This is a genomic window from Streptococcus hyointestinalis, from assembly GCF_011039275.1.
GTDB classification, from domain to species: Bacteria; Bacillota; Bacilli; order Lactobacillales; family Streptococcaceae; genus Streptococcus; species Streptococcus hyointestinalis_A.
The window spans coordinates 41,992-62,604 of sequence record NZ_JAAKGB010000001.1 but is presented as its reverse complement, the minus strand read 5'-3'; the positions used below and the strand labels follow the sequence as shown (position 1 = coordinate 62,604).

General features: G+C 42.6%; 25 protein-coding genes. 1 reads left to right on the top strand and 24 read right to left on the bottom strand.

The window, feature by feature from the left end:
- The first annotated feature begins 67 nt into the window (after nucleotides 1-67).
- Nucleotides 68-976 (top strand): hypothetical protein, encoded by a 909-nt coding sequence (locus G5B60_RS00390; RefSeq protein ID WP_037608016.1) that lies wholly within the window; start codon nucleotides 68-70, stop codon nucleotides 974-976.
- Here the strand turns inward: G5B60_RS00390 and G5B60_RS00385 are convergent.
- From G5B60_RS00385 to G5B60_RS00270, 24 genes are all read right to left on the bottom strand, one after another.
- The gene (locus G5B60_RS00385) at nucleotides 952-1,311 is read right to left on the bottom strand and encodes a hypothetical protein (RefSeq protein ID WP_241154457.1); all 360 of its coding nucleotides are present in this window, start codon (nucleotides 1,309-1,311) and stop codon (nucleotides 952-954) included. The genes G5B60_RS00390 and G5B60_RS00385 overlap by 25 nt on opposite strands.
- Before the next feature lie 21 nt (nucleotides 1,312-1,332).
- Nucleotides 1,333-1,563 (bottom strand): hypothetical protein, encoded by a 231-nt coding sequence (locus G5B60_RS00380; RefSeq protein ID WP_164682088.1) that lies wholly within the window; start codon nucleotides 1,561-1,563, stop codon nucleotides 1,333-1,335.
- Between the two features lie 19 nt (nucleotides 1,564-1,582).
- Complete coding sequence (locus tag G5B60_RS00375) at nucleotides 1,583-3,559, bottom strand: VirD4-like conjugal transfer protein, CD1115 family (protein WP_164682087.1); 1,977 nt, start codon at nucleotides 3,557-3,559, stop codon at nucleotides 1,583-1,585.
- Nucleotides 3,556-4,053, bottom strand: a complete 498-nt coding sequence (locus tag G5B60_RS00370; protein ID WP_164682086.1) for a DUF3801 domain-containing protein — start codon at nucleotides 4,051-4,053, stop codon at nucleotides 3,556-3,558. The genes G5B60_RS00375 and G5B60_RS00370 overlap by 4 nt, the downstream gene beginning before the upstream one ends.
- 12 nt (nucleotides 4,054-4,065) lie before the next feature.
- Nucleotides 4,066-4,869, bottom strand: a complete 804-nt coding sequence (locus tag G5B60_RS00365) for a hypothetical protein (RefSeq protein ID WP_164682085.1) — start codon at nucleotides 4,867-4,869, stop codon at nucleotides 4,066-4,068.
- Nucleotides 4,869-5,135: a hypothetical protein gene (locus G5B60_RS00360; RefSeq protein ID WP_164682084.1), complete on the bottom strand. Its 267-nt coding sequence runs from the start codon at nucleotides 5,133-5,135 to the stop codon at nucleotides 4,869-4,871. The genes G5B60_RS00365 and G5B60_RS00360 overlap by 1 nt, the downstream gene beginning before the upstream one ends.
- Before the next feature lie 16 nt (nucleotides 5,136-5,151).
- Nucleotides 5,152-5,535 carry a single-stranded DNA-binding protein gene (locus tag G5B60_RS00355; RefSeq protein WP_164682083.1) on the bottom strand — a complete coding sequence of 128 codons (384 nt, stop codon included), beginning with the start codon at nucleotides 5,533-5,535 and terminating at the stop codon, nucleotides 5,152-5,154.
- An 11-nt stretch (nucleotides 5,536-5,546) separates the two neighbouring features.
- On the bottom strand, nucleotides 5,547-6,191 hold the full coding sequence (locus G5B60_RS00350) for a hypothetical protein (protein ID WP_164682082.1): 645 nt from the start codon (nucleotides 6,189-6,191) through the stop codon (nucleotides 5,547-5,549).
- A 49-nt stretch (nucleotides 6,192-6,240) separates the two neighbouring features.
- A complete protein-coding gene (locus tag G5B60_RS00345) occupies nucleotides 6,241-8,991 on the bottom strand; it encodes a phage tail tip lysozyme (RefSeq protein WP_164682081.1) in 2,751 nt (916 codons plus the stop codon).
- A gap of 18 nt (nucleotides 8,992-9,009) precedes the next feature.
- Nucleotides 9,010-11,370 (bottom strand): VirB4-like conjugal transfer ATPase, CD1110 family, encoded by a 2,361-nt coding sequence (locus G5B60_RS00340; protein ID WP_164682080.1) that lies wholly within the window; start codon nucleotides 11,368-11,370, stop codon nucleotides 9,010-9,012.
- Complete coding sequence (locus G5B60_RS00335) at nucleotides 11,357-11,713, bottom strand: PrgI family protein (protein WP_164682079.1); 357 nt, start codon at nucleotides 11,711-11,713, stop codon at nucleotides 11,357-11,359. The genes G5B60_RS00340 and G5B60_RS00335 overlap by 14 nt, the downstream gene beginning before the upstream one ends.
- 66 nt (nucleotides 11,714-11,779) lie before the next feature.
- Nucleotides 11,780-12,541 carry a hypothetical protein gene (locus tag G5B60_RS00330; RefSeq protein ID WP_164682078.1) on the bottom strand — a complete coding sequence of 254 codons (762 nt, stop codon included), beginning with the start codon at nucleotides 12,539-12,541 and terminating at the stop codon, nucleotides 11,780-11,782.
- A gap of 55 nt (nucleotides 12,542-12,596) precedes the next feature.
- A complete protein-coding gene (locus tag G5B60_RS00325) occupies nucleotides 12,597-13,148 on the bottom strand; it encodes a hypothetical protein (protein WP_164682077.1) in 552 nt (183 codons plus the stop codon).
- A 93-nt stretch (nucleotides 13,149-13,241) separates the two neighbouring features.
- Entirely contained in the window at nucleotides 13,242-13,469 is a 228-nt protein-coding gene (locus G5B60_RS00320; protein WP_020999349.1) for a hypothetical protein, read from the bottom strand.
- Nucleotides 13,470-13,640: 171 nt separating this feature from the next.
- On the bottom strand, nucleotides 13,641-15,863 hold the full coding sequence (locus G5B60_RS00315; protein WP_164682076.1) for an LPXTG cell wall anchor domain-containing protein: 2,223 nt from the start codon (nucleotides 15,861-15,863) through the stop codon (nucleotides 13,641-13,643).
- Nucleotides 15,864-15,907: 44 nt separating this feature from the next.
- Entirely contained in the window at nucleotides 15,908-16,744 is an 837-nt protein-coding gene (locus G5B60_RS00310) for an LPXTG cell wall anchor domain-containing protein (RefSeq protein WP_164682075.1), read from the bottom strand.
- A complete protein-coding gene (locus G5B60_RS00305) occupies nucleotides 16,741-17,082 on the bottom strand; it encodes a hypothetical protein (RefSeq protein WP_164682074.1) in 342 nt (113 codons plus the stop codon). The genes G5B60_RS00310 and G5B60_RS00305 overlap by 4 nt, the downstream gene beginning before the upstream one ends.
- 286 nt (nucleotides 17,083-17,368) lie before the next feature.
- Nucleotides 17,369-17,716, bottom strand: a complete 348-nt coding sequence (locus tag G5B60_RS00300; RefSeq protein WP_164682073.1) for a hypothetical protein — start codon at nucleotides 17,714-17,716, stop codon at nucleotides 17,369-17,371.
- Nucleotides 17,709-17,864: a hypothetical protein gene (locus G5B60_RS00295; protein WP_164682072.1), complete on the bottom strand. Its 156-nt coding sequence runs from the start codon at nucleotides 17,862-17,864 to the stop codon at nucleotides 17,709-17,711. Before G5B60_RS00295 ends, G5B60_RS00300 begins: the two co-directional genes overlap by 8 nt.
- 18 nt (nucleotides 17,865-17,882) lie before the next feature.
- Nucleotides 17,883-18,830 carry a replication initiator protein A gene (locus G5B60_RS00290; RefSeq protein ID WP_164682071.1) on the bottom strand — a complete coding sequence of 316 codons (948 nt, stop codon included), beginning with the start codon at nucleotides 18,828-18,830 and terminating at the stop codon, nucleotides 17,883-17,885.
- A 3-nt stretch (nucleotides 18,831-18,833) separates the two neighbouring features.
- Nucleotides 18,834-18,998, bottom strand: a complete 165-nt coding sequence (locus G5B60_RS00285) for a hypothetical protein (RefSeq protein ID WP_164682070.1) — start codon at nucleotides 18,996-18,998, stop codon at nucleotides 18,834-18,836.
- Complete coding sequence (locus G5B60_RS00280; protein WP_164682069.1) at nucleotides 18,999-19,349, bottom strand: DUF1642 domain-containing protein; 351 nt, start codon at nucleotides 19,347-19,349, stop codon at nucleotides 18,999-19,001.
- 101 nt (nucleotides 19,350-19,450) lie between these two features.
- Complete coding sequence (locus G5B60_RS00275) at nucleotides 19,451-19,735, bottom strand: hypothetical protein (protein WP_164682068.1); 285 nt, start codon at nucleotides 19,733-19,735, stop codon at nucleotides 19,451-19,453.
- 149 nt (nucleotides 19,736-19,884) lie between these two features.
- Nucleotides 19,885-20,481: an SH3 domain-containing protein gene (locus G5B60_RS00270; protein ID WP_241154540.1), complete on the bottom strand. Its 597-nt coding sequence runs from the start codon at nucleotides 20,479-20,481 to the stop codon at nucleotides 19,885-19,887.
- Nucleotides 20,482-20,613 lie beyond the last annotated feature (132 nt).

The window sequence follows — 20,613 nt, the reverse complement described above, 5'->3', positions numbered from 1 at the left end:
GAAAATAATTTCTAGTTAACGAAGTATATGTTAGAATATTGTCAAAATAAAAAACGAGGTAAGCAATATGAAACATGATCACGCTTATTCAAAACATTTTCAAGATGATATTTCACCTGAGAATGCTTACAGTTATTTTCACTCTCACCCACTTGCCCCAGATGAATTTAGATGTGATAAATATTGTTCAGTTCCTGTCACCTTAGTCAATGTGAGAAATACTCCTGATAAGTGGAAAGTGCCTCCCTATTTCAAATTTCGTAGCGGATATGATGATAAACATTCTGAACGATGCCCAAACATTTCAAAGATAACGAAATCTACTAAACATTCTACTAAAAATGGAATCAAGGAAAGTTACAAACCATCTAAAGACATTATCATTGAATTATCTGCGAGCGCTCCAACGCTTTATGAAGATATTGGGACTTTTCAGAAAATATCTTTAGCTGGAAAAGCCACACGATCTAGTTCATCTGAACCTGAGTTTCCATCAATTAAGCAACGTTCTAAACGCCTTTCAAAACTATCATCAACCGTTAATCACTTTCACTCTCATCCAAATGATATTGTTAATTTCAATGGTACAACCGCACCACTAAATACTTTTTTTCAAGAGTTACGATATGGACACTATAAGTTATCATTAGACCAAAAGATTTATCACGGTAAAGCTTTTGCCAAAAAAGTTAAGAATAAAAATGGAAAAGGGTTAATATTTTTAGAGTTCAATCAAAAGTGCCAACTTGAAAACACTTATTTTGAAAAACCGGCTGTTTTTATTGAAGCCGATGCTTTATCAAATAACTCTCAACATCGAAAACTATTGAAATATTGTCAGTCTGGAGAGCCTTTTCATCTTTATGTTTGGGGAAGTTTTTTTGTAACATCTAATTCGAAAATTAGAGTTTATAAAACAGATAAATCTGATCACATATTGTTAGGAAATCTCTACTTGGAAGACTGGTCAGAGTAATAGGCTTCCCTTAGTTTCGCAAAATATTTTTCCCAAATGTCATAATCGTTATTAAAACAAAAACGTTCATGATATTGTGTTCCAAGAGAAATCATAATGAAATCATCTATAGACATTTCTAGATAGCCTTCTAATTCCTCAGCTACGGATACCAATGAATCTGCATGGACAATCCATGCTTTTTCTTGGTTCAAGATAAGAAAGCTTTTTTCCTCACCAGGCGTTAAAAAATTATCTGGATAATTTTTTCCGATTATTTCCGTTACCTTATAAGGTGCTGTTTTACCTAAGTTTACAAAAAACTTAGGATCTAGATCTAATTCATAAATAGTCAACTCTTTAGCCCTCCTCTATATTCAATACGAAATAACATTGGCTGACCCACAATTGGGACAAACTAGATTTTGGTCGAATTGTGACCAAGGATCCAAATCTTGAAAAATGAAAGGATCTTCTCGCTCTGCTTCCTCTATCATTGTCTGAGTATAACCTTCCCACTTCGTCCCTATCAAATCTTCTGGTTCAACCCAACCCCGTAAAGCAAACATATTATGACAAGAAAAACATTCTACTGATAACATTGGCATAGTTTTTACCTCCTATTCTTTAAACTTCACCATAATAATCCTCCTCATCATCCGGTAAGGTAAAGGAGAGGGCTTCATCTTCTGATGTTTGAGAGGGCGTTTCTGTGGCTTTGTTTATTTGGCCTTTGGGTAATTGGTCACTAACTGGTTGTAGAATCGCCGTGTCAGACGTTGGTTCAAAACCATTCTTTTCTAAAAAATCTTGGTAATCGCTAAGGTCTGGTTGAAAGACCTCGGCATCAGAGACACTGTCTAAAAAGTCATCAATATCGGTCATGTAGCGTTTGTAGTGGTACCACTTGTCATCTTGGTAGTTATTGGCTAACTCATCTTTTAGGGGGTGGTCCAGGACAGATGCCTTTTTATCCCGCAAAACATTTTGTTTCGAGATAAAGACCAGAGCTTCATCCACTCCGATACGAGCAATTTCATCGGGCGTCATCAAGTCCCGTTGATGGGTTTGGTAGCTGGTAGAGCCTGACACCCGCTGTCCCCTTTGTTCCGAGTAGCTTCTTTGGGTAATGGTTTGTTTCCCTGAGCGCATGGAGAAATACTTCATGGTATCTTCATCATTTGTCCCAAGAAATAAGAGAGTAGCACAGTTATTCAAAATGGTTTTCCAATCATTACCATAGAGACTGCGCAGTTGGTTAATAGCTTGGACAATAATCTTAATGGACATTTCACGACTACGAACAGAAGCCAAGGTCTCATTCAAATGCGGGATTTTACCGACATTAGCAAACTCATCCAAGTAAAACTGCACATGTACCAAGTCATCAGCCGTGTAGCCCTCACGGTCACCTTGTAAAATAGCATCCGCATTGTGGGTCAGCTGGTCAAACATGACCGTAAAGAGGGTGGAAGCGAGAAAGTTATAGGCTTTATTGGTTTCTGAAATCGCCACAAAGACCGCTGTCTTTTCCGTATTCCACCGCTCCATCTGCATGGAATCGTTACTGATGAGATTAGTGACCGCTTCATGGTCAAAGATGGAGTATTGGGCTGAGACAATAGCTAGAACACTGGTTCTAGTCTCTGCCTCAAAGTTAGCGTTGAAGAGCTGCCACTGCTTGCCAGCGTAGTTATTGGGGAATTTTTCCTCGAGCTGTTCAAACATAATCTCCACAGGGCTTGGGGTCTCATCATCTACCCGTTTCATATGCCGAAGCATATCGGCGACCATAGAGAGATTAGGGTCATAGTTTCGCCAGGAGCTGTCAAAATAGAGGTAACCGATAAGGGCACGATTTAAGAGGAGCTTTGCTTGCGTCCAGAAATCCTCCCCTTCACGGTCGCCTTTTTTTGTCCCTTCGACAATAGCTTCTGTGATGCGATCAATATCCAACTCAGAGTGCATGTAATGAAAAGGGTTAAAGGTGTCTGAGTTGGTGAGGGTGACCAGATCAAAGACCTTAATCTGATAGCCGTGGTTTTCAAGCATGGTGCCCACTTCATGAACCAATAGTCCCTTAGGGTCAGTGACGACAAAAGAGCTGTTCATCTGCATGAGATTAGGTTTGACGTAGGTGAAGGTTTTCCCATCCCCTGGTAAACCAACGACCAAGACATTTTTATTGAGCTGCCATTCAAAAGGGAGACGTTTATTCAATAATCCCATTTGGGCGTTCTTAGTGAAAATCATGTTGTTTTTAGCTTCCTTATCTTGAAAACCCACTAAGTCTTGTGGTGTCGCAAAGCGAGCAGAACCAGACTCTTCCCCATGCCGATAGGTACCATCTGGCTTGATTTTGAGGTAAGCCAACATCCCTATCAGAAAGCCTAGGAGGGCAAAAAGCAACGCCAAAGGCGAATGGTCACTATAAAAATAGGGGGCTTCTATGTAGTGGTCAAGCACATAGACATAGGGCGAAAAGGGCTCGGTCATGCTGGGAGCAGGGGCTAGAGCGTAGAGGGCATAGGCACGATGGCAACAAAAAGCCAGCAAAACGCCTAGAAGAAAGTAAGGCAAAAAAGGTTTACGCTTAATGGTCATGAAATCGCCTTGCCTTTCGTTTTCTTGGTGACGGCTTCTACTCCTTTTGCTTTTTGGTCTTTGACGATAGCTGCCATTTGTTCCTTGGGTGTTTTTTCATAGGGCTTTTTAAGAAGCTCGTCCTTTGCCTTTTTGGGGTCTTTAATGATGGCATTGATAGCTTTATTAATGGCATTTTCTAAGACCACATGATCCTTACTTTCAAACCAAATCTGATACTTGCCATCTGTTTCCTTTTTAAAATGAAAACGCACACCAGATTTTTTGAGTTCCTTTTTGACTTTATCCAGATTAACCTCCCCCTCAAGAAACTCTCTCATGTCTTTAGAGTAGCCACTATCATTAAACTGTCGCCAATTTTGTTCACCGTGATTGCTGTGTTCTTTGTACTTTTTATAGCTTTGATGGATGACAAAAGCCAGCAACTGTAAGAGCTGCTTGCCTGTTTGAAGCGCTACACGCTGACTACGATCCATAATGTGTTCTTGTTCCATAGTATTCTCCTTTTAATGCGGATAAAGGCTTAACTGTGGGGCTTTGACTAAGAGATAGCCATAAGTTGCCTCTTTTGCCTGTTTTAGGGTCAAGGTCAAGCGGTTACTTTGCACCTGCCCATCACTCTCCCGACTACTGAGAACATAAGTCAATGTCTTTGTCTTTCCTGCTGTTTTCTCACTTTCGAGTAAAACGCTGTTAGGGCTTGATGTGGTAGGTTCTAGTTTTTTGCTAGCGACACTGCTTGCCACAAAACTACTTAGGTTTGAGGATTTGGCATAGTAAGCACTGATAAAGTAACGACAAAAGACATCGGCACTGTGATCGTAACGAGTCGTCGTTGATACCACCGTGTTTGTCGCCTGTGTTTTATGAGCTTGTTTTGAAACTCCAAACAGGGAAATAATTGATACTAGAATAGTCGTAAGCATAAAAAAGATATACAGTCCCACAACCCATTTCAAGCGTCTTCGAGAGGTCGGATTGGTCAAAGAAGTTTCTTTTTCACCTTTGAAAGCTTTAGGCGGTGGCACCATTTGGGACTTGTCCTTACCACGCTGTTTAGGCTTTTTACTCGCCTTTTGGAAGCCAAAATCAGCCAGCACTTCGACACTATCGGTACCATCTCGCTGTGGGATAATCAATTCCCTGGACTCTAGCACCCTACCGTCCTTGTCCAGGTGCTTTAACACATAAGGAGCACTCTGGTTGGTTGCTAATAAGCGCTTTTCTAAGGTTTCAACGGCGTAGAGAAAGCTAGAGCGATTATCAAACTCGCTCCGCTCACCTGTTACTTGATTGTCTAGCTGAAACATCAGCCTTCACCTCCTTGTCTGCCTGCCACAAAGTCCTCAAAGTCTGCGAGATTGCCGTGCTCCAGCATCATCTCACGTAACCGTTGATTTTCAAGGGCTTCTAGCTCTGCCTGTAATTTGTCTACCCGGCTTTGTGCTTGCGCTAAACTAGCCTCCGCCTTTTGAAGAGACGCTTGTTTATCCCGCAAGCGTTGACTAAGGCTTTTGGGTTGGCGGTGGCGTTTGGTTTTTTCCTTATTTTCTGGAAAGTGTTGTTCTTCGTTCATGCGATCCTCCTATACGTTATACGTCTAAATCTTCTAAGGCAGAAACTTCGCCCGTCTCACGATCCACAACCTTTGGGGGTTCTTGTTTAGGCATGAGACGGTACCACTTGTCCACCAAAATTTCTGTACGCTTGTGGTGGCTGCCGTTTGCGTCTTGATAGGTTCTGGTTTGGAGCCTACCTGTGATTTGAACCACATCGCCTTTGTGAACCAGACTGACAAAACGTTCCGCTGGCGTGCCCCAAAGACAAGCGTCAATAAAGTCTGTCGGGTAGGTGTTATCAGCTGCCTTATAGTCCCTGCTGCTTGCTAAGGTGAAGCGTACCAGAGAGTGATCGTTAACACTCTCGAGGTCACTTTCCTTAGTTAAACGTCCTGTAATAATCGCTTGATTTTGCATAATCGTCTCCTTTACTCATTGGTATCCGCTACTTCCTCTGAAGATAGCTGCGTATTTGTTGTCGTATTGTTAGCCGTCACATCTCCATACGCCTGATCTGCCACGTTACTATCACTTGAGGTCACTAAAAGCGTTGTCATCTGATTGACTAAGTATTTGCCATTAACCTCTGTGTAGCTCAGCTTAAGTGTGGTGCTATTATCAACATTGGTCTGGGCACCACTAGAGCTGTTTTTCTTTTGAAGCAGGTCATTGGTGTAATGCACCTGGGCAATGACCTCCTTATCTTTAGTGTTGATGTAGAGCTTAGCGGAGCTAAAGGTGAAGTTCACCACATAGCCCTTGTAGGCTTGGTTTTGCGCTTCGTTTTCTTCTGAAACGGTCGCTGTATACAAGCCTTCAGTCATATACTCCTTGTAGCGATTGCGGTTTTCACCGAGATCTTTTTTAGTATAGTAAGCCACTAAAAAGGAGGTTACCCACTTGTTGGTGAGCGCTGTACCTTCTTTAGCTGTTTTAGTGGTTTGTTGGCTCTTTGGGGTCACCTCTTTGTGGTGTCCCATCTGTCCAAAGCCAAGACCGACCAAAAAGACTAAAAGGAGGATAACCCCCATCACCACTCGCTTTAAAAAGCTGACTTTTTGTGTATCAATCATAGTTCTCCCTTCTCAAAAAAACAGCCCCTCAAGGAACTGCTTCTATGGTTTAATTGGGTGTCGCAAAGGTATAGTAACTGGCAGGGCGACACACTCGCCAGTGGATTTTATCTTGCACACCATCAAAGTTACATTCAGACACTAGGAAAGTGCCGTCGTCATTAACCGCTTCTACAATGCCCACATGTCCATAAAGGGCAAAGGTTCCGTCAAAGCCACCGGCAGTCGAGACTACTGCACCTTCTTTTGGCGTGCTACTAAACCGCCAGCCCTTAGCTACTAGAGAGGACACCCAGTGCCCGCCATTTCCTAAGCGAGCATAAGAGCCAGACAAGTCTGTAATCTCCCCGAGCTCGACTAAACGGTTGTAAGCATACCAGGTGCACTGACCAACGGGATAGCCGCTTCCTGGTTGGGTGGTCATGGCTTTAGCGGTTGGCATACTTTTAACTTTAGAGCGATAAGCTTCTGGGAAGTTCCAAGATGAAGCTAGGCTTCCACCACCTGCCAAGGTTGGTTGATGGAACCACAGGAGGGCTTGACGTGCTATCTTTTGACGTTCTGCTAGTTTATTGCCTGGAACGCCCTCCCACTTGGAGAGAAACTCAGCAGTTAAGCTATCCACGTCCCCACTGCTATCTAAAATTCTCTTGAGGATATTAATGTAGTAAGGGTTATCCCCTTCTAACATGAACTGGACTTGAAGTTCTAAATCATACCACTTCTTGTCCTTAGATTTGGCAAAGTTCCTGAGTAAGGTATGGCGTGTGGCACCATCAGCGGTATCTGTCCATTGTCCCAGACCAAGACCTCGGTGTAGGATGTTAGCGTAACCACCCCCATAGATAGCGGGTCCCCCTAGACTCAACCAAGCATCATCATCCCAAGAGCCTTCACTAGCGCCAACTGGAGGACTCAAATAGTCCCCTTCAGCACGCTTAGGGTTGATACTAGACTCCACACCGAAACAACCAGCCGCTGCCGCAATGCCATTGTCCTTAGCGCTGGGGTAATATTTCTTGATATAATCATAGAACTGTTTGGCTCGTCCACTCATTTCAGAAGAAGTTGTGGTGACCGTTGTGGTTTGGGAGTAGGTCACAAAGGGAAAGTAAAACCCAGGGTTAACGAGTGTCCAAAGATAGCCTTTTTTGCCTTTTCCTGTTAAAAAGCCAATGGTATTCTTTTTATAACAATAGTTTTTTACTAAAGCAAGGTCACTATCTGAAATGCCGTAAGAAGACAGTTCTGTCTTGCCATAACGCTTGGCATAAGCAATTTTTTGTCCCGAGCGCTTGACTTGAGCGATCTCTTGAGACGTTTCTACCTTATCACCTGTCTTCACCCTTGGGGATTTGACATTGTAAAAGATGAAACGAGCATCACTAGCTTTGATAATGAGATTAGTGGTTTTCGTCTTTTTCCCTTGGAGATCTTTCTTGGTAATAGTCACCTTACCATCCATTGGGGCATAGAGGGTTTGTCCTGCACTAGCTTCTAAGGTCGTTGTCGTATCCACCTTATTTTGACTGGTAAAGCCGTAGCGCTTGATGATGGTTAGCGTCGCACTGTCTCCTTTGTCATCGTCTTTAGCGTAAAAGGGATTGGTGAGTTCTTGAGTCGCTGCATAACGCCCGTTTTCTTTTTGAGCGTCTAGGATGTCCTTGTACTCGGCTAGCTCATCCTTAGACAACCACATCCAAGCCTTACCTTTAGAGCTGCTATAGAGCTCTGCCATTGTCTTCAGTTGTGTGATATCCCCATTTTCGGTTTCCCAAATGTCATTAAGAGCATCCGAAAAATGACTGAAACCTAAGAAACTGCCAATTTTCCCTGTCAGTCCATCGTCCCAAGGAGCATCAGGCTCCCATTCTCCCCCGTAACGGTAATTCATGTACAACAAGATATCATCAATGTTGGTGTAATACGCTACCTTGTCATTAGACTTTTCCCGGTCTTTTTGGGAGAGATAAAGCCAGGACTGGTTGAGCGTAAACTCGGTTTGTTGCACAATGTTACTGGAGAAGATAGAGGAGACGATAATAACAATAAAGAAAAGAAAACCAACTACTGTAGCCACTATCCATGTGATGGGGTTAGCGAGGACACTTGCTAGAGCAGCCACAGCCCTGCTGGTGGCTAGCCTAAGGCTCTCAGTACTTGCTTGTAACCACTTGGTTTTAACCTTAGTGGTTAAGGTTTTTTGCGCAGTCCTAGCGGTATCTTTGGTGGTTTTTAAGCCCCGTCTAGCGCCTTTATAGACGTACTTACTCATCTTGATGTCTTTTTCAAGACTGGAACGAGCCAGTTTATAGGTGACCTTAGCCCCCTTAGCGCCTGTTTTTCGTGCTAAGCGCCCCGTGTAGCGGAGTTCTCGTGCCTTTTGGCGAGCTCTCGCTACACTAGAGAGCGTATCGTCTTGAGAAAAGGCGGTCTCGACAAACTCCCCTAAGCTTTGTTTTGTCGTCTGTTTAGCAACGTTTCTTGCTTTTTGAGGAATGGTGGGATTGCTTTTCTTAACTGCCTTATGGATTTTTCGTGTGGTCTTTTGAGCAGCTTTTGCTTGGCTCAAGCTTTCTTTGGCATCCGCTAAAGAAGCAGTGACATCTTGCCCTGCTTTTGCCTTACCCTTAAGGGCTTGATAGTCGGCTTTAGCGTTTGCGACCTGTCGCTTAGCAGCCTTATGGGCTGCTTTAGTGGCTTTTTGCGCACTACGCCCTGAGAGTTGACTGTGGCGCTGCACACTTTCTTTTATCTTACGGTTTCGTACGGTACGTTTGCGTAAATCCTCCTTATCCACAAAAACCTCCTTATTCTCTTATTGTGATTGAGACGCTACTGTCCGATAGGCATCGGTTGCCACCAAACGGAAAAGTTCCGTGTGTTTAGGAATGGGGTTCTCAAAGGGCACGGTGGTCTGTCCTGCAACAATAAGCCCTGTTCCTTTTGCCTTTGGCTTTTCAATATAGCGAATCAAAGCATCGGTTAAGTTGATGGTTTCCGCTAGGAGTCTAATATCTGTTTTCTTTTGCTTAAGCAGAACGATAAACTCACTATTTGCCAAGAGTTTCCGTCCTTCTGTTCGAGCGAGCAAGGTCTCCACGTTTTGGGTAATCCCTGTTGGAATAGCCCCGTATTTACGGACACGGGCATAGAGGTTGGTGAAGAACTGGGCTTGATCGTCTGTTAGGAATTGGTTCTGCATTTCATCAAAGTAGATGCGAGTGGTGAGTTTGCCTTGATTATTGACCACTTGATTCCAGATATAATCCTGCACCACCATAAGCGCAAAGGGTTTGAGTTTACCGTCTAGCTGTTTGAGGTTGAAAATGACCACTTGATGGGTTAAGTCCACATTGGTCTCATGCGCAAAGATATTTTGCGATCCTTTCGTGTAAGACTCTGATTTGAGCGCTAACTGTTGCGCCACGTCCTCAGGTTGTTCTAGGAGGATATCGTGCCAATCAGATAGCGTTGGTGTGCGGTCTGTGATCCGCTCATAACAGAGCCGTGTCACTCGGTCAATAATGGAGAAGTCCTCATCGGTGACCTCTTTTAGGATATTTTCAAACAGCCCCATAATCAGCGAAGCCTTTTGCCCAACAGGATCAGCATCCTCAGCTGCTAGACTATCCTCATCTGGCAAATCCATCAAGTTGAGATGGGTGGGAGAGCCTGGTGAGATGGTAATGAGCTGGGCATCAAAGGCTCGACCAATATCGGAGTATTCATCTTCGGGATCAACGACAATCACTCGGTCATCAGGATAACGCAGAATCGTTGGAATCACCTCACTGGTCTTAGTAAAGACGGACTTACCAGAACCTGAAGAACCCAAAATCACCCCTGAAGCCGTATTGAGGTCACGTTGGCGATCAAGGGTGATGATGTTATTGGAAATCTGATTTTGCCCGTAGTAGATGGCGTTTGGGCTATCGCTTTGGAGATCTGTATTGGTAAACGGTATCTGTGTGGCAATATTTGTCGTTGTCATGTCTCGCATGAAACGACTCTTGACATTCAGATAGGTCTTACCAATGGGAAGCATGGTGTTGAGCGCTTCTTCTTGATGGTAGTAGACTTCTTCAAACTCTACCACGTGTTTACGCCCTGCTTGTTGGATACGGTTGGTATAGTCAATGAGTTCTTCCTCACTATCGGCTTTGACCATGACACAAAAGACACCTGAGAAAATCTTTTGATCACGATCTTCCACCTCATCTTTCCATTTGGTCGCTTCATCCGCAATTGCCTTTGCCACACCAGAGACGGCAAGGTCACCAGTTATCCCATCTCGAGCAGCGCCTTTTTGAGACTTAATCATGTCCATCTTCACCTGCGCTTCAGCATTGTTAATCTTTTTGATGGACTCGCTGATGTCATAAGGATTAGCGTGAATGGTAATGGCTAATTCAATCCCAATATCTGTCAGTGACTTAATCAAGCGGTCATTGAGAAAAGAGGGATAGTTGCGAATAAACAGCACCTTGGCATATTTCTTGTCCAGGCGCATTTGATCCGGTTGAAAGAAGATACGACTAGGCGCTATAAAGGACTTGGTTGTAAGCCCCGAGAGAGCCACATCACGGTAGCTAACATTTAAGTAAGGATTGCCCCTCAACAGATCATTAAAGATATTGAGCCGTTGACTGCCGTCTAGTGCTTTAATAGGCACATCCACAATCTGAAATTGGGTCGCAAAGTGGTTCTCAATATCGTTTAACTTCCGATAGGCTTGCTTACGGTCTTTGGCTTGGGTGCTGACGGTGATGTATTTCACCACTTTAAAGTTGTTCTGATCGGTCGCAAAGCGAGAGCGAATCATATCATTGTATTCCTCACGAAAACGGTCGTTAGCATCTCCCTGTAATTCATAGGTCACTTGATCAAGCAGCGTCGAGGGGACTGGGCGATTAAGAATGGTCAATTGGTAAGTATTCTCACTGTCTAGTCCGTTGAGCGCTTCGACATAGTAGTCAATAATGTCTAGCTTTTCATCTTCGCTACTAGTGATATAGTTGGCGTCGCCTAAAGACCAGGTCTTTGAGTATTCTTCATCTGTGATATGCATCAAGCCATCCTCAAAAAGTGAGGTATAGCGGATGGTGTTTTGGGTACTGGGCTTTAGGGCTTGTCGTAGTTGTTTTGAGCGTTCTTTATCTGCTTTAGAGCGTTTCATTGTTCCATTCGTGAACGCCTTTTGCCTGCGTAAAATTCCCACGATTTTCCTCCATTTCATTATCGGTCATATAGCTACGCTCCTGTTGGGTCAACTTAAAGCGTAGCAGTTCTTTCAATGTTTCATCTTTTTTCAAGCCATAAATGGCGCTTGGGGGGATGGTAACAAGAAGCATCACATACATGAGAATATCAGGTAGCCCTAGGACTATAATCAGTGTCGATAAGCCAGCCCCTAGAAAGATACCTAACATCATCAGCACTTGGCGCCAAGTGGCACCCCCAACCACCCCACGTTCAAACCCATCAATCGGTTTAAAAAATTCAGAACCTAGTTTGTTCATTGAGCGGTGGCTCCTTTCTTTTTTAATAAAAAACAGTCAGATTATTACTCTGACTGTAAGAACTTATTATGTTGTTTGTAGTAAACTCTTCGCTTTTCGTTGTGAGCCAAAAAGCAAGATGAGAAAGACAATACATTTGCCTAGATAAGACAGACCTGTCGCAAATTGTCCTAACCAAGAATCTCTTGAGAAAACGAGTATATCACCCACTTTAAAACCTTGCCAAATAAGAAGAAGCACGACAATAATGACCCCCTGTAAGGCAATTGCACCAAATGTTTTTAAAAGGTTGGTAGCTATAGTTCGTGTTTGATCACTCATCCAAAAAGCGACAATAATAGGTGCAATAGCTTTTAAAAGGTATAGCTCTATAAAACGTAACAGAATAAGCACTTTTAGAGATAATATCGCCGCAGCACCAATCAGAAAAGCTAAAATGTCGATAGCACCCCGAATGATGAAATTTCCACCCTTTAGCTTCGTATATTGAAATAAACCCGTTAAACCCTTACCTGTAATATCTGTTCCAACTAGTTTCGTTACACCATTTGAAAACCATAAAATAGCATTTAAAATGGCACCAGACTCAGCCACTAAAAAATAAGCAATAAAGTATTTAAAAGCTACCTCCGCAAAGAGTTTCCAAGTCATCTCACCCCCTTGATTACGAATAAAACGGTACCATGACAACATCTCTATAAGAAACATGACAGATACGATGATATAACCGACTGTCATCAATGATTTATTAATACCATTGACCGTTCGATTAGCAGATTTATTGTAACTCCCCAGAGTCTTTGTCAGCTCTAGTACAATATCTTTCATAGTGCTCCTTTCCATCAAAAAAGAACCTTACACAGTAAGGCTCTAGTTGTTTTATTTAGGCATCATAGCGAGAAAAGGTCATGCCAAAGGCACAAACTACGATAGCAATCCCAATAATCCACGCATCCACTGTTGGATGAGGAAAAAAGTTTGGTATATCATCAGTAAAGAAACTCTCTCCAAAGAAAAAAGTGCCAACATCTCGTAGTAGACCGGATGTTCTTTCAGGTTCATTAAAAGCTGCTTGATCACAGAGAAAAAGAATTCCCCCAAAGATAAAAAAAAGCATGAACTTAGAGACAAACCACATTACAAACACCCCAATGGTGGACTTGATGAGGTTGAAAAAGAGTAACGTGAGAAAGACAGGAATCATGACGAGAAGCGATCCGCCCCGCATGATCCAACCAAAGACAGATGTCATAAAATCTTTAAAACGAGACCTCTTGCTTGGATGATAAGTAGCGACACCATTATCATCGTCCTTACCGACAGTGTAACGTTCTACCAGTCCCCGAGCCTGTTCGATTTCCTCATCTAAAGGTTGACGTCCATTAATTGCTTCAAAATCTTGTCTATATGTCATTTCATCAAAAGCTTTTGTCATCTTCCTCACCACCTTAAAATATTCTTAAGCTACTGTTAGTATACCTCTAAAATACCTAAAAAACAAGTGGTTATCCACATTTACCTGATATTACTAGAAATTAATAGCATTCATTGCAGCCACAATCGCTGTAGCGACCCCACCTGAAATAACTGCGATCGCTCCACCAGAGATCATGGAAGTCATTCCCTGGTCCATCATTTGTGGATTACCGTTTTTACGTCCTGCAAAATAATCGAAGGCACCTGTTAAGAGCCAGCCAAGTCCAATGACAGCTAACACTGCCCCCATAGCAATAATAACTTTTGTTGCAATCTGCATAATTGATATTCCTCCTTTTTTACACAAAAATAAGGCTGCAAGCGTCTTATCGTTAGTTTTAGTTTCTTGCAACCTGATTATTTCAAAAACACTAAAAGCCTAGCACAGTGTCTAGGCTCCCAGCGTGTTAAAGCATTGCTCAAGACTATTATATCACATTAGTCTTGTGACTTAGTCTTCTTTACGTTTACGAATACCGATAAGCCCCATTCCTGATAGAATTAGACCTCCTAGAACTGCTAAACCACTATTAGCTTCCCCAGTGGTTGGGAGAGCAGCTTGTTTAGCCACTGGCGCTTGAGCTTGTGGTTTAGCTGGTGTTGGCGTTTCAGGCGTTGGAGTCGTTGTCATCTTGTAATAGTGAACCTCTACCTCAATTGGTGCAGGGGCTTCTGGTGCCTCTGGTGCTGTTACTGTTGCTTTTTGTACAGCTACAGTAATTGGTTTTGGTGCCTCTGGTACTGCTGGAGCATTGACCGTCGCTTTAGTTGCGGTAAGTGATGGTTTCTTAGGCTCTTTTGGCTTTTCACTGGCTACCCCAAAAACGCCCCCAACGATAGAACTATTCTTACCATCTACAGAGTGAACAACCGTAAAATCTTGTTTCTTAGCAGTGTCAAAAGTCCACCCCACACCATTAGAGTCTAGGACACCTGCAGAAGCTTGGGACTTATCCCCCGCTCCTGAGCTATAGCGTGTACCAGAACCGGTCACATTTTTCCCTTTTTCAATAGAAGCACCATCCAGTCCTGAGACATCAATGGTTTGCTTGTTATCAATATCATTAAACGTCACAACAGAGACGTCATTAGAAGTGACAACTTTGACTTTATAAGCATAAACATAGTTTAAGATACGTCCCACGAAACCAGAACCACTACCAGAAGCAGACTCACCAGTGCCTCCTTGCGCAGCCCCACTATAGAGGGCAAAGACAGACCAGGCAATACCACCATTATCATCACCCCAAATAGCCACATAGGTTCCTGTGTTGTAAGGGCTATTGATTTCTGAGAAGGTTAAGGTCACATCCCCATTAGTGGTGTTCTTGACAAGGATAGTACCTGTCCCATCAATTTTAAAGATGTTCTCGAAGTTTGCATCTGTATTTTGGTCTAGATTATTACCTTGCGTCGCATACATGGCTGCAGCTTTAAGGCTACCATCCGCAAAGCTAATCACATTCTCAGCCCCTGTCATCTTAGTAGCACCAGAACCTGCTTCTAAGATGACACCACTTTGCCATTTAAGACCTGTGTTTGTGCCAATACCTTTTTGATAATCGGCAAGAGCTGCTGCATAAGCATCAATTTGTTTTTTCATATCAGACGTTGAGAGATTCATAGCATCTGCAGCTGCTTTGACGGCTGCTGTATACAGTTTGAGATTCTCAGCCATCGCTGCTCGTAAAGCGTTTCCTGTCAAACCCTTAAGATTTTTATAACTTGGTGTCTTATCAGAAGTGGCTGTTGTTACAGCTAACTCATATTTCTTCGCAATAGCAAGTTGTTCGTCTAAAGCTGCCGTTGCTTTTTTGAGAGTAGACTGACCTTCTGAAACAGCTAAATCACGACTTGTCTTCGTTTCGGTATAAGCCTTTCGATTGACTTGATAGAGAGCAAGAGCTTGTTTCAATTCCTCAACGGATTTTCCTTGGATAGCGAGTCCTGCTGCAATAGCTTCCTTGTAGAGCTTGAGGTTGTCAGCCATCGCTTGACGTAGCTCATCACCTGTTAAACCTTTCGTTTCCGTATAGGTTGGCGTTTTATCACTAGTGCTTTCAGTGACGAGAAGTCCCGCTTTCTTGGCTTGGTCCACAAGTTTATCCACCTCAGCTGTTGACTTATCTAAGCTCGCTTGCCCTTCTGTGACTACTTGCTCACGTTCTTTAGTAGTTTCTTCGTAAGCTTTTTGATTATCCGCTTGTTTAGCGGTCGCTTCTTTAACAGCTTGGTCTTGTTTATTGAGGTCAGCTAGCACTTCAGAAGTTTTATCAGCTGCGTTGTTATCATTGATGACAACTTCCTGCGTTTCACCTTCTTTGACCACAACTCCTGTCTCTTGTGCCGTTGCCACGTTATCCTTAAGAGTTTCTTGTGCCTTATCGACCGCTGTTACAGCTTGGTCTTGGGTCGTATTAGCTGGAACTGACGTTGGAATGTCACTAGTAACAGCTGTTTGTGCTTGAGATGAGATTTCTGTAGGCGTAGCTGGGCTAACTTGCTCAGTTGTTGCTTGGGCTTGTGTGCTTGTCACTTCATCGGCCGAGACAGCACCTACTCCCATAAGAGCTGCAGTAGTAGCTAGGACAATACCATACTTAGCAATCAAAGCTGAGTGGGTGCCTGTTTTGAATTTGCGGATTGAAAAAATTTGTTTAGTTTTCTGTGTCATGAATACGTTCTCCTAAATTATTTTATTTTTGTTTTGAATGTTGACTAATTTTTTGCTTCTTTTCGAGACCACGCTTTTTGAGCTAAGAATCTTGCAACAACTAGCAGTCCTGCACCTAAAATAGAAAGTAAGCTACGAGCTTTATCGCCTGTCTCTGGGAGAGTTGTCTTTGTCCCGTCAGCTTTAGTCACGGTGATTGTTTTATCACTGTTCGTTGTTGCCCCAACTGTCTCTGGAGTCACTGTTGAACCATCAGAAAGAACAAGTTGACCGTCTTTAGTGCTCACGATAGTAGCACCTGTGTTCGTCACTACTGGAGCTTGTGCTGTCACGTTTTGGACGACTTGACCAGTCACCGTTGAGGTTGTGCCTACCTGAGAAGCTCCTGCTTTAGTAGCTGTGTCAGCTGATACACTTGGGTTATTGGTTGGCATTGTCTTATCTGGGGTAACTTGTGATGTACCGCCGTCTGTGGTTGGGACAGTGGTATTGCCTACATTAGGATCAACCTGTTTACCCGCATTATCCTTACCTTGATTGTCTGGTGTTGGTTGTGGATCAACGTTTTTACCAGCGTTATCTTTGCCTTGGCTTTCAGAGCCTGGGACAGTGACATTCTCACCAGCATTATCTTTACCTTGATCTGTCGAAGGCGTTGTTGGATCTACTGGAACCGTTGGAATGTCTGATGTCCCCTCACTACTAGATGGGGGCGTTACCTCTGTGCCGGTACTTGGTACGGTTGGGATTGTACTAGGCTGTGTTTGTTCTGTTGAGGGTAAACTTGTTCCATCAGAAATAAGGTCATCCGCAAAAACACCAGATGCGCTACTGGCTAAAAGAGCGCTTGATAGTAAGGTTACAAATTTAACTTTCTTCATTGTTTACTCCTTTTGCTTTTAGAGATGGACGGGCGATGGTAGCCCTGTCCTGTGAGTGTTAGAATCTGTTGTTTCTTTCGCCTGACTCGTCTTGCAATAACAAAGTGTTTTCGTTTGACGAGAATTATCGCAGGATAAATCGTGTGAAAAGAAACAACTTCTTTTTCTTCAACCAAGTGCCCTGATTGCCATTTCTTATGAACAAAGAGAGCAAACTTAGCTTTGACAATAGCCTGTCTACCATCATCAAGAATGAGCGTTGCCCCTCCTTGACGACCGAGACGGCGTAGATCAGATAATGTTAAAATAAAATTATCTGTTGGGTTTATAGGAACCATAAAACCTCCTGTAGCTTATGTGGCACAATACCATCCGCTTTTTTGACGCACGGTTTATAGCTTGGTTGACCGCAAACTCCTTCAGCTGCTTCCTGTGAAGCTATTTACATAACATCGTTATGTGCTTTTAGTATGACTTGAGTCTGAGCTAGACTAACGCATAGTTGCTAGCAAACGACACCGCCCCCATTGATTGTTATTCATAGACTCGCTGATTAGGACGGTGGTTGTATCTAGTTGTCAAAGAACCCAAGCCTTTTTACGACCTGCTTAGGTCAAAAAACATTTAAGCTTCATCAACTGAAACTTGAAGGCAATTAAGTAAGGTGGATAAGCGGTTCACTTCTTCCCTTAATAGAGGAAGCGCCAAATCATGTGATAAGAGTGCTGCACCTTCTTGATCCATGCAAATTGTTACTTGATGGAGTAACTGCGTCAGTAAGATAAAGGATGGCTGACTATTGACAGCAACAAGTTCTGTCTTGTCGGTATCAGTAGCCGTCATAATGACAAGTGACGCCAGATTCTCTGTTCGTATTGTTTCAATCGTTGATACAATGACTTCTGACATATTCCGCTTGAGTTGTTCATCATTCCCTAAGATTTCATGTTTAAAAGCATATTCCTTAGCCATTATTTACATCTCCTTTTAGTTGTTTGCGAAAAGCTTGCTCCTCCAACTCTCGATCAGCCATTGCAGAGACCTTACAAGCACACCAGAAGATGAGCCCAAACAATATCATTGTTAAAGCAAATAAAACTAACAAAATAACCTTAATCATAATCCTAACTCCCTAGATTTATTTTCTTTCTTCATTGTCGTGATTTCCATAACGTAACTTTGCTTGAGCATGCGCCATCGCTTTGGCTTCTAAGCGACGTTCTTCTTTTAGATTTTCAAGCATTTTCAAAAGATAAGCTAGAGGATGTTCACAATCAATAGGTATGCGATCAATCATATTTAGCACTTCTTGACTCGTTACATAACCTTCGGATAAATATTGACCAATTAGCATTTTTTGTCGATGTGTCAGAGAGTAGTTCTGAAACTCACCTGTAAATAAGTCCATTTGAGTAAACTTGCCATTGTATTGATCAGCTATAACTTGTAGCAAAGAGTAATACTTAGGTGCAATGTAAGAATTAGAATTATTGAAAGATGATGATGAATCAGCCCCAGCTGGTTGAGAAATTTCGTCAGAAATTTTCTCAGCCTTTCTAGAACTATAATAATCACTATATTCAGTCTCACTATATTCAGTCTCATTAGTGCGTAACTCTGACACCCGCCCCGCTTCATTTTGACACCGGGGGGGTGTTTTTTTGGTACCCCCCCTGTTTGAATTTGACACGGGGGTCTTGGAGGGCATTTCTAACTTATCGTCAACAATCAAATTAGCAAGATAAATACGATTAGCAAGACTTCCATTTTTGTCATTTGATTGTTGGACTTCCTTGATTAAGCCATATTTAGCTAGTTCCTTTTTTATTCGCAATAAAGTAGATTTTGAGCAACCTAGAATTTCAGCTAAATTAGCATTAGAATAAACTAGATAAATAGAGCCTTCTTCATCAATCCAATTGTTTTTAAAAGAAAGGTCTAAACGATCTCTAAGAATAGAATAAGCAACTTTCGTGTCTAAGCGCATATCCTTATAGCGAGAACTTTCGAACAACAATTTAGGAAGTTTAAAATGTCTTTCAAACGTTTCATACTGACTAGCAGTAATTGCTTTAAATGGTTTCATTTTTTACACCACCTTTAGGCTAAACTGACCTGACGAATTAATATTAACAAGACCAACCGACACAAGTTCTTCAAGTGATGCCTGAGCTTCGTTATATGAAATACCCATTTCTGAGATTAAAAAGTTAATGATTGCCTTACGTGATTGTTTTTCTTTTCGTGTCATCATTTATTTCTCCACTTCATAACCATCGAGCCATGCCCTTGAGAATAGTTCTGTGTGTCTCATACCATAGTCTAAAAGCCAATTTTCAATCTCTAACGGCAATAAATCTTTTTTAGTCATCGCATCCAGAAGAGTTAAGTCAAGCGCTTTAGCTTTATCGAGCCAATCAGCAACATAACCTGGTAAAACAGCTTTTTTATCTAATAGTCCTGCAAGAGTGAGCTCATCAACCCAAAGAGTATTTGTTTCATCAATACTTAGTTGATAAGACAACTTATCATCCGGTTCTACTACAATTTTTAAAATTTTAAAACCATTAACTAACTTTGTGTCCGTATCATATAAGAGAAACATTTTGTTTTAACCTTTCATTTGAAAATACATATTGATGGTCACTGAATCTTGATTATAATTATCATCTTTTGAATAAGTGGTGTCGACAGATTATAAATATTTCAGTAACTTAAGGTACCATCTCTAGCATGTTTGTGATAGGAATAAGTCCCATGTTTATTTTTAAGGCTTAAAGTTTGGACGATACCATCCTTAGCAACTTTCCATAAAAGGGTAGAGGAACTATAATAGCCATTTCTAAGCCAAACTTGAACTAAGCCATTACATGGATTTGATTGTTTGTCTTTAGAAGTACATTCTACAGTTGCATTAATATTATCCTGCTCATCAACAACTGGAACTTCATAGATATCACCAGTGTCCAGATCCATAACAATTTCAACCATTTCTCAAACCTCTCTTGTTTTTTTAAACACGAAAAAAGGAAGCGGACAATTCCGCTTCCTTAGGGACTTTTTATCAATTCTCACAATTTGAGACACTTACTTTAATCTTTTTTATAAAAAAATGAAAAAAGGCCCTAAGGTCTTTTCTCTTAGTCTATCGCGATATAGCGGCGAGCCCCAGAATAACTGATATAGGAAAGCCACTCATAGCCGTCTGAGATGACCGTTTTATCATAGCGGACACTGCTGCCGGCATCGTAATAGGCGATATCGCTGCTGGATTGTTGGGGTGCGTTCTTGATCCCGTGGCGGCTAGTGAAGGTGTAGGTGCCGCTGGTTGAGAGTGTACTTGATGGTGATGGGGTTGACTGCACAGATGGGGATGAGGTTACGGTGCTTGCCCCCAGGTCCTTGAAGTGGATGTAGCCGGACACTTGGCTTTTATGGAAGCTGCGGCGGTAGTATTTCTCGAGACCTTGGCCGCAATCGTAGTTGTACTCCTCAATGGTGACGCTATCGCCATTGACTTCTGCCACCCAGGCCACATGTCCATAGCCTCCTGCGCCGTTAACGCCAGCTGAGAACCAAGCGACGGAACCGACAGCGGGAGTCATGTCTACGCGGTAGCCTTGGCTTCTAGCCACACTGCCCCAACTGATGGCATTGCCATACCCGCCAGGGAGGCTAAAGCCATTAGCGCTGCTTAGTCTGAAGGCGACGAAGGATGTACACTGTCTTAGGTACATGCCCCAGCTATCGGCGCCGTAGCCACTCTTCCACTGGTTCGGGTAGTTATCACCCAGCACTGCGGCTTCGCTAGTAGTGTTTAGGGCTAGGCTACCGCCTAGCAGGCTTAGTAATAATAGGCTTTTGTATTT